This is a genomic window from Streptomyces sp. NPDC001514 (assembly GCF_053597075.1).
In genome coordinates, this window is record NZ_JBSFHO010000016.1 from 12,789 (window position 1) to 26,941 (window position 14,153).

13 protein-coding genes and 1 riboswitch are annotated in these 14,153 nt (G+C 70.3%); of the genes, 10 read left to right on the top strand and 3 right to left on the bottom strand.

Annotated elements, in window-relative coordinates:
* Nucleotides 1–2: 2 nt before the first annotated feature.
* The 5 genes from qcrC to ACWCXB_RS18490 all read left to right on the top strand — a co-directional run bounded on the left by qcrC (nt 3) and on the right by ACWCXB_RS18490 (nt 6,573).
* Nucleotides 3–812, top strand: coding sequence for a cytochrome bc1 complex diheme cytochrome c subunit (gene qcrC, locus ACWCXB_RS18470; protein WP_450724047.1), 810 nt, complete (start codon nt 3–5; stop codon nt 810–812).
* Nucleotides 809–1,861: a cytochrome bc1 complex Rieske iron-sulfur subunit gene (qcrA, locus tag ACWCXB_RS18475; protein WP_450724049.1), complete on the top strand. Its 1,053-nt coding sequence runs from the start codon at nt 809–811 to the stop codon at nt 1,859–1,861. Before qcrC ends, qcrA begins: the two co-directional genes overlap by 4 nt.
* Nucleotides 1,858–3,483 (top strand): cytochrome bc1 complex cytochrome b subunit, encoded by a 1,626-nt coding sequence (gene qcrB, locus ACWCXB_RS18480; protein ID WP_450724051.1) that lies wholly within the window; start codon nt 1,858–1,860, stop codon nt 3,481–3,483. The genes qcrA and qcrB overlap by 4 nt, the downstream gene beginning before the upstream one ends.
* A gap of 127 nt (nt 3,484–3,610) precedes the next feature.
* On the top strand, nt 3,611–4,702 hold the full coding sequence (gene trpD, locus ACWCXB_RS18485) for an anthranilate phosphoribosyltransferase (protein WP_450724053.1): 1,092 nt from the start codon (nt 3,611–3,613) through the stop codon (nt 4,700–4,702).
* Between the two features lie 133 nt (nt 4,703–4,835).
* Nucleotides 4,836–4,953: riboswitch (SAM riboswitch) on the top strand.
* Nucleotides 4,954–5,172: 219 nt separating this feature from the next.
* A complete protein-coding gene (locus ACWCXB_RS18490) occupies nt 5,173–6,573 on the top strand; it encodes an aminotransferase class V-fold PLP-dependent enzyme (RefSeq protein WP_450724055.1) in 1,401 nt (466 codons plus the stop codon).
* Between the two features lie 112 nt (nt 6,574–6,685).
* On the opposite strand, the gene ACWCXB_RS18495 is transcribed toward ACWCXB_RS18490, so the two are convergent.
* Both ACWCXB_RS18495 and ACWCXB_RS18500 read right to left on the bottom strand, forming a co-directional pair.
* Nucleotides 6,686–6,967, bottom strand: a complete 282-nt coding sequence (locus ACWCXB_RS18495) for an Lrp/AsnC family transcriptional regulator (RefSeq protein ID WP_351228275.1) — start codon at nt 6,965–6,967, stop codon at nt 6,686–6,688.
* Nucleotides 6,964–7,707: a rhomboid family intramembrane serine protease gene (locus ACWCXB_RS18500; RefSeq protein WP_450724057.1), complete on the bottom strand. Its 744-nt coding sequence runs from the start codon at nt 7,705–7,707 to the stop codon at nt 6,964–6,966. Before ACWCXB_RS18500 ends, ACWCXB_RS18495 begins: the two co-directional genes overlap by 4 nt.
* Before the next feature lie 114 nt (nt 7,708–7,821).
* On the opposite strand from ACWCXB_RS18500, the gene ACWCXB_RS18505 reads away from it, so the two are divergent.
* The 5 genes from ACWCXB_RS18505 (at nt 7,822) to ACWCXB_RS18525 (ending at nt 13,480) form a co-directional block, all read left to right on the top strand.
* A complete protein-coding gene (locus ACWCXB_RS18505; RefSeq protein WP_450724059.1) occupies nt 7,822–8,064 on the top strand; it encodes a hypothetical protein in 243 nt (80 codons plus the stop codon).
* 41 nt (nt 8,065–8,105) lie between these two features.
* Complete coding sequence (locus ACWCXB_RS18510; RefSeq protein WP_450724061.1) at nt 8,106–9,467, top strand: NYN domain-containing protein; 1,362 nt, start codon at nt 8,106–8,108, stop codon at nt 9,465–9,467.
* Between the two features lie 338 nt (nt 9,468–9,805).
* Complete coding sequence (locus tag ACWCXB_RS18515; RefSeq protein ID WP_450724063.1) at nt 9,806–10,834, top strand: NlpC/P60 family protein; 1,029 nt, start codon at nt 9,806–9,808, stop codon at nt 10,832–10,834.
* Between the two features lie 186 nt (nt 10,835–11,020).
* Nucleotides 11,021–12,094 (top strand): NlpC/P60 family protein, encoded by a 1,074-nt coding sequence (locus ACWCXB_RS18520; RefSeq protein ID WP_450724065.1) that lies wholly within the window; start codon nt 11,021–11,023, stop codon nt 12,092–12,094.
* A gap of 243 nt (nt 12,095–12,337) precedes the next feature.
* Nucleotides 12,338–13,480 carry a hypothetical protein gene (locus tag ACWCXB_RS18525; RefSeq protein ID WP_450724067.1) on the top strand — a complete coding sequence of 381 codons (1,143 nt, stop codon included), beginning with the start codon at nt 12,338–12,340 and terminating at the stop codon, nt 13,478–13,480.
* An 87-nt stretch (nt 13,481–13,567) separates the two neighbouring features.
* Here the strand turns inward: ACWCXB_RS18525 and ACWCXB_RS18530 are convergent, their stop codons facing one another.
* On the bottom strand, nt 13,568–14,095 hold the full coding sequence (locus tag ACWCXB_RS18530; RefSeq protein WP_450724317.1) for a PadR family transcriptional regulator: 528 nt from the start codon (nt 14,093–14,095) through the stop codon (nt 13,568–13,570).
* Nucleotides 14,096–14,153 lie beyond the last annotated feature (58 nt).

Sequence of the window (14,153 nt, forward strand, 5' to 3'; positions counted from 1 at the left end):
CCGTGAAAAAGCTCTCCGCACGACGACGCCATCCGCTGGCGGCGGTCGTCGTACTACTCCTCGCGCTGGCGGCCACTGGGGGGCTGTACGCCGCGTTCGCACCCGCGGACAAGGCGCAGGCCGATGAAACCGCCCAGTCCCTCGCCATCGAGGAGGGCAAGAAGCTCTACACCGTCGGCTGCGCCAGCTGCCACGGAACCGGCGGTCAGGGCACCTCAGACGGCCCGTCCCTGGTAGGCGTCGGTTCCGCCGCCGTGGACTTCCAGGTCGGCACCGGCCGTATGCCCGCACAGCAGCCGGGCGCCCAGGTGCCGAAGAAGAAGGTCATCTACACGCAGGCCGAGATCGACCTGCTCTCGGCGTACATCGCATCCCTCGGTGCCGGCCCGATCACGCCGACCGAGAAGCAGTACAGCCCGGAAGGGGCCAACATCGCCAACGGCGGTGACCTGTTCCGCACCAACTGCGCCCAGTGCCACAACTTCACCGGTGAGGGCGGCGCCCTGACCCACGGCAAGTACGCGCCGAACCTCGCGGGCGTGAGCCCGAAGCACATCTACGAGGCCATGCAGACCGGCCCGCAGAACATGCCCTCCTTCCCCGACACCACCATGCCGGAGCAGGAGAAGAGGGACATCATCGCGTACCTCCAGACCGTGAACAGTGGCGAGACCGAGAACCCCGGCGGTCTGAAGCTGGGTGGACTCGGCCCCGTCACCGAGGGTCTGTTCGCCTGGATCTTCGGTCTGGGCGTCTTGATCGCAGTCGCCATCTGGGTCGCGGCCCACACCGCTAAGGCCAAGAAGTCATGAGTAGCCAAGACATTCCAGAAGAGACCCTGCCCTCGGAGCAGGAGCACGCGCGCGGAGCGGTGGCCGTCAAGGAGGATCCGTTCGCGGACCCCGGCCTGCCGCCGCACAAGCCGCGCATCCAGGACATCGACGAGCGGGCCGCCAGGCGGTCCGAGCGTACGGTCGCCCTGCTGTTCACGGTGTCGATGCTCGCCACGATCGGCTTCATCGCGTCGTACGTGATCTTCCCGGTCGACAAGAGCATCTACGTCTGGCCGATCGGTCACATCAGCGCGCTGAACTTCGCGCTCGGCATGACCCTCGGCATCGCGCTGTTCTGCATCGGCGCGGGCGCGGTCCACTGGGCCCGCACCCTGATGTCCGACGTGGAGGTCGCGGACGAGCGGCACCCGATCGCCGCCGAGCCGGAGGTCCGGGCCAAGGTCCACGCCGACTTCGCGGCCGGTGCCGAGGAGTCCGGCTTCGGCCGGCGCAAGCTGATCCGCAACACGATGTTCGGTGCGCTGGCCATGGTGCCGCTCTCCGGCGTGATGCTGCTGCGCGACCTGGGTCCGCTGCCCGAGGAGAAGCTGTTCCACACGCTGTGGGCCAAGGGCAAGCAGCTCATCAACATGAACACGCACGAGCCGCTGCGCCCGGAGGACATCCCGGTCGGTTCGCTGACCTTCGCGATGCCCGAGGGCCTGAGCGAGCACGACCACAACTTCCAGACGCAGATCGCCAAGGCCGCCCTGATGATCGTCCGGATCCAGCCGGACGAGATCAAGGACAAGCGCGAGCTCGAGTGGTCGCACGACGGCATCGTGGCGTACTCGAAGATCTGCACCCACGTCGGCTGCCCGATCTCCCTGTACGAGCAGCAGACGCACCACGTGCTCTGCCCGTGCCACCAGTCCACCTTCGACCTCTCCGACGGCGCCCGCGTCATCTTCGGCCCGGCCGGTCACGCCCTCCCGCAGCTGCGGATCGGTGTGAATGACGAAGGCTTCCTCGAGGCGCTCGGCGACTTCGAAGAGCCCGTCGGTCCTGCCTTCTGGGAGCGCGGATGAGTACTACAACTGACGCAAAGCGCAAGGCACCCGCGGGTGAGCGGGTCGCCGACTGGGCCGACGGCCGCCTGGGGATCTACTCCCTGGCCAAGGCCAACATGCGCAAGATCTTCCCGGACCACTGGTCCTTCATGCTGGGTGAGGTCGCGCTCTACAGCTTCATCATCATCATCCTCACGGGTGTGTATCTGACGCTGTTCTTCCACCCGTCGATGAACGAGGTGGAGTACCACGGCTCGTACGTGCCGATGCAGGGTGTCCTGGTGTCGGAGGCGTACGCCTCGACGCTGGACATCAGCTTCGACGTGCGCGGTGGTCTGCTCATCCGGCAGATCCACCACTGGGCCGCCCTGATCTTCCTCGCGGCGATGTTCGTGCACATGATGCGCGTCTTCTTCACGGGTGCCTTCCGCAAGCCGCGTGAGATCAACTGGCTGTTCGGCTTCCTGCTGTTCGTCCTGGGCATGTTCACCGGGTTCACCGGCTACTCGCTCCCGGACGACCTGCTCTCCGGCACCGGTGTCCGCTTCACGCAGGGCGCGATCCTGTCCATGCCGGTCGTCGGCACGTACATCTCGATGTTCCTGTTCGGCGGAGAGTTCCCCGGTGGAGACTTCGTCGCCCGGTTCTACTCGATCCACATCCTGCTGCTGCCGGGCATCATGCTCGGCCTGCTGGCGGCGCACCTGATCCTGGTCTTCTACCACAAGCACACGCAGTTCGCGGGCCCGGGCCGGACCAACAAGAACGTCGTCGGCATGCCGCTGCTGCCGGTCTACATGGCCAAGGCCGGAGGCTTCTTCTTCCTGGTCTTCGGCGTGATCGCGGTCATCGCTGCGATCGCCCAGATCAACCCGATCTGGGCCATGGGCCCCTACCGTCCGGACCAGGTGTCCACCGGTGCCCAGCCCGACTGGTACATGGGCTTCGCCGAGGGTCTGATCCGCTTCTTCCCGGGCTGGGAGATCAACGTCTGGGGCCACACCTTCGTCCTGGGTGTGTTCATCCCGCTGATGCTCTTCGGAGTCGCGCTTGCGGCGATCGCGGTGTACCCGTTCATCGAGTCCTGGATCACCGGCGACAAGCGCGAGCACCACATCGCGGACCGGCCGCGCAACGCGCCGACCCGTACCGGGTTCGGCGTCGCGTGGGTCACCTTCTACATGGTCATGCTGATCGGTGGTGGGAACGACCTCTGGGCGACGCACTTCAACCTGTCGATCAACGCGATCACCTGGTTCGTCCGGATCTTCGCCATCGCCGGACCGGTCATCGCGTTCATCGTGACCAAGCGGATCTGCCTGGGTCTGCAGCGCCGCGACCACGACAAGGTGCTGCACGGACGCGAGACCGGCATCATCAAGCGGCTGCCGCACGGCGAGTTCGTCGAGATCCACGAGCCGCTCAGCCAGGGCGACCGCTACAAGCTCACGGCGCACGAGCAGTACGAGCCGGTCGAGATCGGCCCGACGGTCGACGAGAACGGCGTCGAGCGCAAGGTCAAGAGCACCGAGAAGCTCCGGGCGAAGCTCAGCAAGGGCTACTTCGGCAAGGGGAACCAGATCCCCAAGCCGACCGCCGAGGAGTACCGGGAGATCATGAGCGGCCACGGCCACCACTGATCCCCACCCGCTGATCCGAGCGATCGCCACGGCAGGAGCCCCGTCCATTCACCGGACGGGGCTCTTTGCCGTCCCCCGGGATGGATAGGGTGGTGGCATTCCTGTACGAACGGACCCAGGAGCGACCATGAGCGCTGTGACCCCCGCTGGTGGGGGTACCCCCAGCGGAGCGAGGGGGAGCATGACCGCGGCGGGCCTCTCCTGGCCCTCCGTCCTGGACTCGCTGCTGTACGGGCGCGACCAGAGCGCCGACGCCACCGCGTGGGCCATGGACCGGATCCTTCGGGGCGAGGCGACCGACGCGCAGATCGCCGGGTTCGCCGTCGCCCTGCGGGCCAAGGGCGAGACCGTCGAGGAGATCACCGGGCTCGTGCGGACGATGTACGACCACGCCCGGACGATCGAGGTCCCCGGGCCGACCGTCGACATCGTGGGCACGGGCGGCGACGGTGCCAAGACCGTCAACATCTCGACCATGTCCGCGATCGTGGTCGCCGGCACCGGCGCGAAGGTCGTCAAGCACGGCAACCGGGCCGCGTCCAGCGCGAGCGGTGCGTCGGACGTGCTGGAGAAGCTCGGCGTCAATCTGGAGCTGACGCCGGAGCGGGTCGCCCAGGTCGCGGAGGAAGCGGGCATCACCTTCTGCTTCGCCGTGAAGTTCCACCCCGCGCTGCGCCATGTGGCGGCGGCGCGCAAGGAACTCGGCATTCGTACGACGTTCAACTTCCTGGGGCCGCTGACCAACCCCGCCCGGGTGAAGGCGCAGGCCACGGGCGTCGCCGACGCACGGATGGCGCCGATCATGGCCGGGGTGCTGGCCGAGCGGGGGTCCAGCGCGCTGGTCTTCCGCGGCGACGACGGCCTGGACGAGCTCACGACGACCGCGACCTCCCGGGTGTGGGTGGTCCGGGACGGAGCGGTGCGCGAGGAGGCCTTCGACCCTCGGGACGTGGGCATCGAGCTGGTCCCGGTCGAGGCGCTGCGGGGCGCGGACGCCTCGTACAACGCGGATGTCGCGCGGCGGCTGCTGGCGGGCGAGACCGGTCCGGTGCGGGACGCGGTCCTGTTGAACTCGGCGGCAGCGCTCGCTGCCTTGGAGCCCGGCGAGGGCACTCTGGTGGAGCAGCTGCGCGCCGGGATGGCGAAGGCCGCGGAGTCCATCGACTCGGGCGAGGCGAAGCGGGCGCTGGAGCGGTGGGTGTCGGCCAGCAACCGCTGACCCCGGCCCCTCGCTGTCGGCGCCGCACCCCGCGGGATGCGGCGCAAGGCGTCGCGGGATGTGGCGCAAGGCGCAGTCCACAGTGCGGACTGCGCCTTGCGCGTTCCCCGGCGTATGGCAGGATGCTTGCCAAGGTCATGAGTGACAGCGATTACGGCCCCGGCCCGCTGTCCGGCAACCCTCCGTCCGTGGCGGGGTGCCCCGGGTGAAGACCAGGCCGTAGGCAACGAGGTCTACGGCAAGCGCGGACCCCTTGGACATCGGTGAATGTCACAGCCCTGGGGTCCTGGTCCTCAAGGGAGCAGTCTCGTGAGCAAGCGAATGCGCTAGGGCCTCTCGGCCCCTTTTTCACACCTCCGTACGAGCCGTTTCGCCGTGCGTCGAGGCAACACCCGTATGCGGAGCGGCAGTTCCGCCGCCGTACGGGTTCTTCACAGCCATTTCGCTCTTTCCTGCCGGGAGATACCGCCATGTCCGTGCGCCCCCACACCGTCGAAACCACCGTCGCCGAATCCGCTGCCGACTCCGCCGCCGACCCCTGCTGTGCCGCTCCGCTGCCGGTACTCGGCCGGGACGTCACCGTCCCGCTGGTCACCGGTGGGGAGGTCACCTATGCCGCCCTCGACTACGCGGCGAGCGCGCCCGCCCTGCAGCGGGTCTGGGACGACGTGGCCGCGTACGCCCCGTACTACGGCAGCGTGCACCGCGGCGCCGGGTACCTTTCGCAGCTGTCCACGGACCTGTTCGAGAACAGCCGGGCCACGGTCCATGAGTTCCTCGACTGCCGCGACGACGACCAGGTCGTCTTCACCCGCTCGACGACGGACTCGCTGAACCTGCTGGCCCAGGCGCTCCCCGCCGACTGCCAGGTCTTCGTCTTCGAGACCGAGCACCACGCCTCGCTGCTGCCCTGGCGCGACGCCCGCGTGACCTACCTCAACGCGCCGCGCACGCCCGGCCAGGCGGTGCGGACCCTGGAACTGGCGCTCGCCGACCGGGATCCGTACGGCCCGGCGCTGGTGTGCGTGACCGGCGCGTCGAACGTCACCGGCGAGCTCTGGCCCGTACGGGAACTCGCCGCCGCCGCGCACGCCCACGGCGCCCGTGTCGTGCTCGACGCCGCGCAGCTCGCGCCGCACCACCCCGTCTCCGTACGGGACTTGGACGTCGACTGGGTCGCCTTCTCCGGACACAAGCTGTACGCGCCCTTCGGTTCCGGTGTGCTTGCCGGGCGGGCGGACTGGCTGCAGGAGGCGGAACCGTACCTCGCGGGCGGTGGTGCCTCGCGCAAGGTCGCGCGGCGCACGGACGGCGGTGTGGACGTCGACTGGCACACCACCGCCGCCCGCCACGAGGCCGGCTCGCCGAACGTCATCGGCGTCTACGCGATCGCGTCCGCGTGCAAGGCGCTGACGGAGGCCGGGTTCGAGGCGCTGGTCGCGCGCGAGCAGCACCTCATCGCCGCCGTCCGCGCGGGCCTCGCGGAGGTGCCCGAGGTCAAGGTGCTGTCGCTGTTCGGCGACGACGCGGCGCGCGTCGGCGTCATCTCCTTCGTCGTGGAGGGCTGGAACAGCTCGCACTTCGCCGCCGCGCTCTCCGCCGAGTACGGCATCGGCGTCCGTGACGGACTCTTCTGCGCCCACCCACTGGTCCGCACCCTGCTGGGGAGCGACCCGCAGGAGGTCGGCGAGTGCGGTGCACCGGAGGCGGAGCCGGGCGAACGCTCCTTGAACGCGATCCGGGTGAGCTTCGGGGCCGGTACGCCGGACGAGCACGTCGAGCGGTTCGTCCGGGCCGTGAAGGAGCTCGTGCGCGACGGCGCCAAGTGGAACTACCGCACCGAGGACGGCAGGTGCGTGCCTGCCGTCTGAGACGCCGGGGCCGGCTGCGTCGCGCGCAGCGGGACCGGGGCGGTACCGCCGGGTGGGCCGGTGTGACCGTCCTCGAGCGCCGGACGGCCCGGACGCGTGACGCGGGCCCGCGTCACGCGTCCAGGCCGATCGCGAACGCCGCCTCCAGGTCGTGCTGCGAGTACGTACGGAACGCCACGTGCGTGTCCGTCGCCTCGACACCCGGGATCTTGCTGATGCGGCCCGGGATGATGTCCGCCAGGTCCTCGTGCCGGGTGACCCGCACCATCGCGATCAGGTCGTACGTACCGGTGACGGAGTAGACCTCGCTGACGTTCTCCACCGACTTGATCGACTCGGCGATCTCGGGGATGCGGTCCACGCTGGTCTTGATGAGCACGATCGCGGTGATCACGGCTTGCTGTCTCCCTCGGTGGCCCTGGCTTGGGCCCCAAGCCTACTGCCGGGGGTTCGGGGGTCGTCCCCCGAGCGACGCAGCGTCCCCTGCCTGAAGCGCCCCCACGCGTAGAGAAAGCCGATCCCGAAGCCCACCAGATGTGCCAGGTAGGCCACCCCCGGCCCCGAGGACGTGCGCTGCGCCTCCGCCAGCCACTGCAGGGCGAACCAGAAGATCAGCACGATCCACGCGGGGAACCGCAGAGGCAGGAAGAACAGAAAGGGGAAGAGGCTGGTCACCCGTGCCCTCGGGAAGAGGCACAGGAACGCGCCCAGCACCCCCGAGATCGCCCCCGACGCCCCTACCAGCGTCTGCGTGGACTCCGCGTTCGCCGCGGCGTACGCGAGGAGTGCCAGATACCCGCAGCCGACGTAGAAGAGCGCGAACTGGACGTGGCCCATCCGCTCCTCGGCCATGGCACCGAAGACGAACAGGAAGAGCATGTTGCCCAGCAGATGCAGCCAGCTGCCGTGCACGAACAGCGCGGTCAGCGGGGTGAGGAGGGCGCGGGGGGAGCTGCGCATCAGCTCGCTGGGGATGACGCCCCAGCGTTCGAAGTAGGACATGGTCGCGGCGAGCAGCGTGTCCCCGGTGCCGTAGGCCGGGTTGAGCCCGGAAGCCGGACCGATGAGGAACAGCAGACAGCACAGACCGATCACTCCGTACGTCACCACGGGTCCCGTCCGCCAGTCGATCATGCCCAGAGCATGGCGTACCGGGACCAACCGGGACGGACCGCCTCGCCGTGTCCCGGTATACCCAGGAGGTCGTAGGGTTACGGGCAGTAGGCACGACGAGACGAGGACGGCATGATGACGACGGTTCCCACACCGACGGACACCACCCGGTGGCGGTGCACGCTCTGTGGCAATCTCACCCGCTTCGATGTGACCCGCTCGTCGAAGGTCGTCGAGTACGTCCATCTGGACCTGGCAGGAGAACCCACGGTGGAGGAGCGCGAGGTGGTCAGTGAGACCATCGAATCGGTCCGCTGTCGCTGGTGCAACGCGGTGGATCAGATCGAACTGGTGGACAGGCCGGGTACCGGTTCCTGACGGGAGTCGTGGGGCCGGCGGAGAAGTAGGGGTGACGGATTGTGGAGCAGCCTGACAGTGGCGCAGGACCGGCCGGTGCGGCCGGTGGCGCCGCCGAGGCGCTCGACCGCCCGCTGCCCGAAGGCGTACGGCGACGGGTCGTCGCCCTGGTGTCGGAGGCCTTCGGCGGGCTGACCGTCAGCGATCTCCCCGCCCAGCTGCGTCAGTACGCCCGGTTCACCCCTTCCCGTCGCGCCAAGTTCGCGGGCAACGCCATGGCCGCCGCCCTGGAGTCCGACGCGGTGTTCCGGCAGCGCATCGGCGAGCGCCTGCGCGAGTCGCAGCCGGAGCTGGCCGGAGCGCTGGAGTCCGGGTCGCCGCCCGCGGCCGCCGACCCCCTCGATGTGGCCGCGGCCGCCTATGTGCTGCGTCCGGCCGGTTGGGTGAAGCTGGTGGCCGCGGCCGGCGAGGAGGCCCAGCGCGCGGATGCCGAACGCGTCGACGAGGAGACCCGGCGTGAGCTGGAGCGGCTCCGCGAGGAGGTCGAGCGGCTCAGGGCGCAGACCAGGTCCGAGACCGAGCGGCTGCGCGCCGAGCTGGAGGCCGCCCGCAAGGAAGCCGAATCGCTTCAGCGCAAGCTGCGCAGCGCCCAGAGCGATGTGAAGCGCGGCGAGGCGGCCCTGCGCCGCACCACGACCGAGAACGAGGCGTCCAGGGCCGAGACGCAGGCCCAGCTGTCCGCGGCCGAGAGCGAGACCCGGCGGCTGAAGGCCCGGCTGGGCGAGGCGGAGTCGGCGCTCGAGGCGAGCCGCAGGGCGGCCCGTGAAGGCCGCTCGATCGAGGGCATGCGGGTGCGCCTGCTGCTGGACACCGTCCTGGACGCGGCCCAGGGCCTGCGCCGTGAACTGGCCCTGCCGCCCGCGCTGCTGCACCCCGCCGACACCGTCGACGCGGTCGAGCCGGGCCGTATGACCCCCAAGGACATCGCGGCGCGCGCGCTCTCCGAGACCGACCCGGCGCTGCTCGACCAACTGCTCGCCCTGCCCCAGGCGCATCTTGTGGTGGACGGCTACAACGTCACCAAGACCGGCTATCCGACGATGCCGCTGGAGAAGCAGCGACTGCGGCTGCTCGGTGGTCTGGCGATGCTTGCCGCGCAGTCGGGCGCCGAGATCACGTGTGTCTTCGACGGGGCGGAGCTGGCCGCGCCCGTGCTGCTCGCGCCACCGCGTGGGGTGCGGGTGCTGTTCTCCAAGCCGGGTGTGACCGCGGACGAGCTCATCCGCCAGCTCGTACGCGCCGAGCCGCCAGGCCGGCCCGTCGTCGTGGTCTCCACCGACCGTGAAGTCGCCGACGGTGTGGCGAAGGCAGGCGCCAGGCCGGTCGCCTCCGCGATGCTACTGAAGCGGCTTTCGCGCGTTTAGTCCCCATGTGGCGTGACTGGTCCGTCTCGTAACTGCTGGGCCTAATGCCCGATTTCACGGAACGTACGGTCAAGTGGCCATTACTACCTGTGTGATGAGTGTAAAGAATGCGCTTCGTGCGACAGTTTTTTCTCATGAGGATTTGAACTGATCACAAGAAGGTCACTAGGGTCAGGCCTCGAACCTTCGCGCGGTTGATCATCCATCCGGGATGACAGCGAAGGAACCGCCGAATTCGCCCAGTTCAGCCCATTTTCGCGGGGGAGCTGAGAGGTGCGGAGCCGGGGCATCGCCCCCACTGCCCGGTAGGCGGCTCGAGGAAGAAGGAGCTCGCCTTCGTGGCGTCCCACCGTCGTCCCAAGCAGCCGAGCCGCACCCGTGTGACCGTGCTCACCGCGACCGCAGCCGCGGCCGTCGCCCTTTCCTCCCAGGCCGCCCAGGCCGCACCGGCCAAGCCCTCCGTGGACGAGGTCAAGGCGAAGGTCGACGCGCTCTACCACGAGGCGGAGAAGGCCACCGAGGAGTACAACGGGGCCAAGGAGCAGCAGGCCGAGCTGAACAAGCAGGTCGACGCGATCCAGGACAAGGTCGCCCGCGGTCAGGACGAGGTCAACGCCCTGCGCGACAGCCTGGGTTCGGTGGCGAGCGCCCAGTACCGCTCCGGCGGCATCGACCCCGCCGTCCAGCTCTTCCTCTCCTCAGACCCGGACACCTATCTCGAGAAGGCGTCCGCGATCGACCAGCTCAGCGCCAAGCAGACCGACGCCCTGCAGGACATCCAGGCGAAGCAGCGCACCCTCGCCCAGCAGCGTGCCGAGGCGGCGAAGAAGCTCGCCGACCTCGAGGACGTGCGCAAGACGCTCGGCGAGAAGAAGAAGGCCTTCCAGGGCAAGCTCGCCGAGGCGCAGAAGCTCCTCAACACCCTGACCGCCGCAGAGCGCGCGAAGATGCAGGAGGAGGAGCTCCGCGCCAGCCGTGCCGCCGGCGACCGCGTGGACCTCGGCAACGAGGTGCCGGCCTCCCAGCGCGGCGCCGCTGCCCTCAACGCCGCCGCGACGCAGATAGGCAAGCCGTACGTCTCCGGCGCCGAGGGCCCCAACTCGTACGACTGCTCCGGTCTGACGCAGTGGGCGTACCGCCAGGCGGGCGTGAGCATCTCGCGCACCACCTACACCCAGCAGAACGACGGCGTGAAGATCGGCCGCAGCCAGCTCAAGCCGGGCGACCTGGTCTTCTTCAACAGCCTGTCCCACGTGGGTCTGTACGCCGGCAACAACCAGATCCTGCACGCGCCGAAGCCGGGTGCGTCGGTCCGGTACGAGTCGATGGACTGGATGGGCACGTTCCAGTTCGGTGTCCGGATCTGACGCCCAATCGGGCGAATTACGGCACCGTCCGCTGACGGTACGCCCCGCCGGTGACCTTGAGGTCTCCGGCGGGGCGTCAGTGTTCGCGCCCCGTACGGCTTTTGGCCGCCCCGTAGTCACACGGCTACTCTCTGCCGCGCAATGGCTGACAGGCCGTTGTGTCCAGCGGAAGGGAGTACGGCTCCTGTGGCGTCCCATCGCCGATCCACCCCGTCATCCGGCTTCTCCGGCTTCTCAGGGTCCTCAGGGTCCCCCGGTTTCCACCGCGGTGCCCGGGCCGCCCTCCTGTCGGCCGCGGCGGCCACCACGGCGGCCGCGCTCGGCGCGGCACCGGCCGGAGCGGAACCGCGTGACACCCCCGACACCGCGCGGTCCAAGGTCGACCGGCTGTACGAAGAGGCCGAGAGGGCCACGGAGCAGTACAACAAGGCCGACGAGCGCGCGGACCGGCTGCGCGAGGAGGTGGCCGCGGCACGGGACAGCGCGGCTCGCGGGCAGGAGGTCATCAACCGGAAGCGGGGAACGCTCGGTTCGGTGGCAGGGGCCCAGTACCGCTCCGGCGGCATGGACCCCGCCCTGGGGCTGCTGCTCTCCGAGAACCCGGACACGTATCTCGAGAAGGCCGCGCTCCTCGACCGGCTCAGCGAGCGCCAGACGACCGACCTGCGCGAACTCCGGCGCGCCCAGCACACTCTCGTCCAGCAGCGCGCGGAAGCCACCCGCAAGCTGGCCGAGCTGGAGCGCACCCGGTCCGCCGTCGCCCGGCACAAGCGGACCGTCGAGGGGAAACTGGCCGCGGCGCAGCGCCTGCTGGACTCGCTCCCCGCGGACGAGCGCGACGCCTACGCCCGGGCATCCCGCTCCGGCCGCGGCGGCGCACTGCCGGACCTGACCGGCGGCCTCGGCCCCTCGTCGCCACGGGCCGCCGCCGCGGTCATGGCCGCGAAGAGCGTGGTCGGCAAGCCCTACATCTGGGGCGCCAACGGGCCGGGCGCCTTCGACTGCTCCGGGCTCACCCAGTGGTCGTACGCACAGGCGGGCGTCGGACTGCCGCGCACCTCCCAGGCACAGCGGTACGCCGGCCGGCAGGTGTCCCTCTCCGAGGCCAGACCGGGCGACCTCGTGACGTACCGCTCAGACGCCAGCCACGTCGGGATGTACGTCGGCAACGGGCAGGTCGTGCACGCGCCCTACCCCGGGGCCTCGGTGCGCTACGACCCCGTGGGGATGATGCCGATCGCTTCGGTGACCCGTCCCTGACGATGTGGCTGCACTGTTCGGCTCGCCTCGGGGGCGCCTTCTGCCCCTGTCGACGGTCGATCGTGCTCGGTCCCCCACGCGGCGGAGCCGCATGTCGACACAGCCTCGGGACCTCCGCCCACGCGGCGGTAGCCGCAGATCGACCACAGTCTCCCTTTCGACAGGGGCGGCGCCCCTGTCGGCTCGCATACGATCGGCAGGGTGGCTGGTCAGGGAAGAGTCCGGAAGGCGGCCTGTGGTTCGGTGGCCGCGGGACTGTTCGTGCTGTCCGGCTGCGCCGAGCAGGCGTCGCCGGACACCACGCGCCAGGAGATCCAGCGCACGCTCGACGCCAGGGCGGCGGCGGTGCTGGACCACGATGCCGCGGCGTTCGGGACGGCCGGCCGTGAGGAGTTCGCCAACCTCGCGGATGTGCCGCTGCGGTCGTGGGAGTACCGGCTCACCGATGTGCGCCGCTCCGGCGACCGGGCGACCGCCGACGCCCAGCTGAGATACCGGCTCGACGGCTTCGACGGCGTGCCCGTGACCTCCGCCCGCACCCTGGAGCTGTCCGAGCGCGACGGCCGCTGGTACGTCACCGCCGACCGCCCGGGCCAAGCCGGCCCCCAGCAGCTGTGGCAGCAGGGCGACGTCGACGTCGTACGCGGCGCACGCAGCCTGGTCCTCGGCGTCGGCCAGGACCGCGCGCGGCTGCGGCAGATCGCGGCGGACGCCGACCGTGCCGTGCCGGCGGTCTCGGCCGCCTGGCCGGGGGAGTGGGCGGGCCGGGTGGTGGTGCTCGTGCCGGACTCGCTGGCCGCCATGGGCAGGCTGCTGGGCGCGCCGGCCGCGGGGTACCGGGGGATCGCGGCGGTCACCACGGGCGAGACCGGGAGGAGCGGGGCGGTGCCGGCGGACCGGGTGATCGTGAACCCCGAGGCGTACGGAGTGCTGGGCGAGTTCGGCCGCCGGGTCGTGCTCACCCATGAGACGACCCACGTCGCGACCCGCGCGCACACCTCACGGGCGACCCCGATGTGGCTCTCCGAGGGCTTCGCCGACTGGGTCGCCTACCGCGGCACCGGCCGCACCGCCGCCCAGGCCGCCCCCGAGCTCCAACGAGCGGTCCGCGCGGGCGCCGCGCCGCGCGCGCTCCCGGCCGACGAGGACTTCCGTTTCGGCACGGGGGCGGATGCGCTAGGGCGCGCGTACGAGGGCGGCTGGCTGGCCTGCGAACTGATCGCCGACCGCTGGGGAGCCGAGGCCCTGTCCGACTTCTACCGGGCGGTGGGCGCGCAGACGCGCCGCGAGGGAGCGCTGGACCGGGCCCTGCGCGAGGTCCTGGACACGAACCCGGAGGCGTTCACGGCCGCTTGGCGGGACTACGTGCGGGTGCGGCTGGGGTGACGGGCCCCTGGGATGTGACCGGTACCGTCCGGTCGGCCCGCGTGTCCGTCCTCCAGCGCCGGACGGGCTGAAATCAGCCGCGCACGGTCACCCCTCCTCCAGCTCCGCGATCGTCTCCGCCAGCCACCGCTTCTCCTCCGTGCCCGTCGCGCGCGCGATCCGCAGCATCCCCTGCCGGAAGACGTCGCCCGCGTCCTCCGCCCGCACCGGCTCGCCGTCGCGGTAGAAGAAGCTCGCGGGGGTTTCCAGGAAGGTCTGGCGGCGGCGGAGGACCGCCGCCTGCTCGCGGCGGTCGGGGAGCCGGCCGAGGAAGGCGAGCAGGGTGAAGAAGCGCTGGCCGTCCGTGATCTCGGCCTCCTTGGGATTGCGGAGGCGTGCCAGGAGGTCCGCGCGGCCCGCGGCGGTGAGGGAGAGGATGCGGCGGGGGGCGGCGCCGGCCCCCGGCTCGGTGTGTTCCGTCAGCTTGCCCGCCTTCAGGAGACGGGTGATCGCGGGGTAGAGCGCCCCGTCGCTGACCGGGCGGACGTGGCCGCTGAGGGCCCGGATCCGCTCCTTCAACTCGTAGCCGTGCAGCGGCTGTTCGGCGAGGAATCCGAGGATCGTCAGCTCCAGCACGGTCGGCTCCCGGCGGTTGTCGAAGGCGGGCACCCATGGTACCTCTATTCGCTGTACC

What these genes read in the sequence shown, in the direction of transcription:
- ACWCXB_RS18500 (WP_450724057.1), bottom strand. Translation starts at nt 7,707, where the DNA reads ATGATCGACTGGCGGACGGGACCCGTGGTGACGTACGGAGTGATCGGT.
- qcrB (WP_450724051.1), top strand. Translation starts at nt 1,858, where the DNA reads ATGAGTACTACAACTGACGCAAAGCGCAAGGCACCCGCGGGTGAGCGG.
- ACWCXB_RS18505 (WP_450724059.1), top strand. Translation starts at nt 7,822, where the DNA reads ATGACGACGGTTCCCACACCGACGGACACCACCCGGTGGCGGTGCACG.
- ACWCXB_RS18490 (WP_450724055.1), top strand. Translation starts at nt 5,173, where the DNA reads ATGTCCGTGCGCCCCCACACCGTCGAAACCACCGTCGCCGAATCCGCT.
- qcrA (WP_450724049.1), top strand. Translation starts at nt 809, where the DNA reads ATGAGTAGCCAAGACATTCCAGAAGAGACCCTGCCCTCGGAGCAGGAG.
- trpD (WP_450724053.1), top strand. Translation starts at nt 3,611, where the DNA reads ATGAGCGCTGTGACCCCCGCTGGTGGGGGTACCCCCAGCGGAGCGAGG.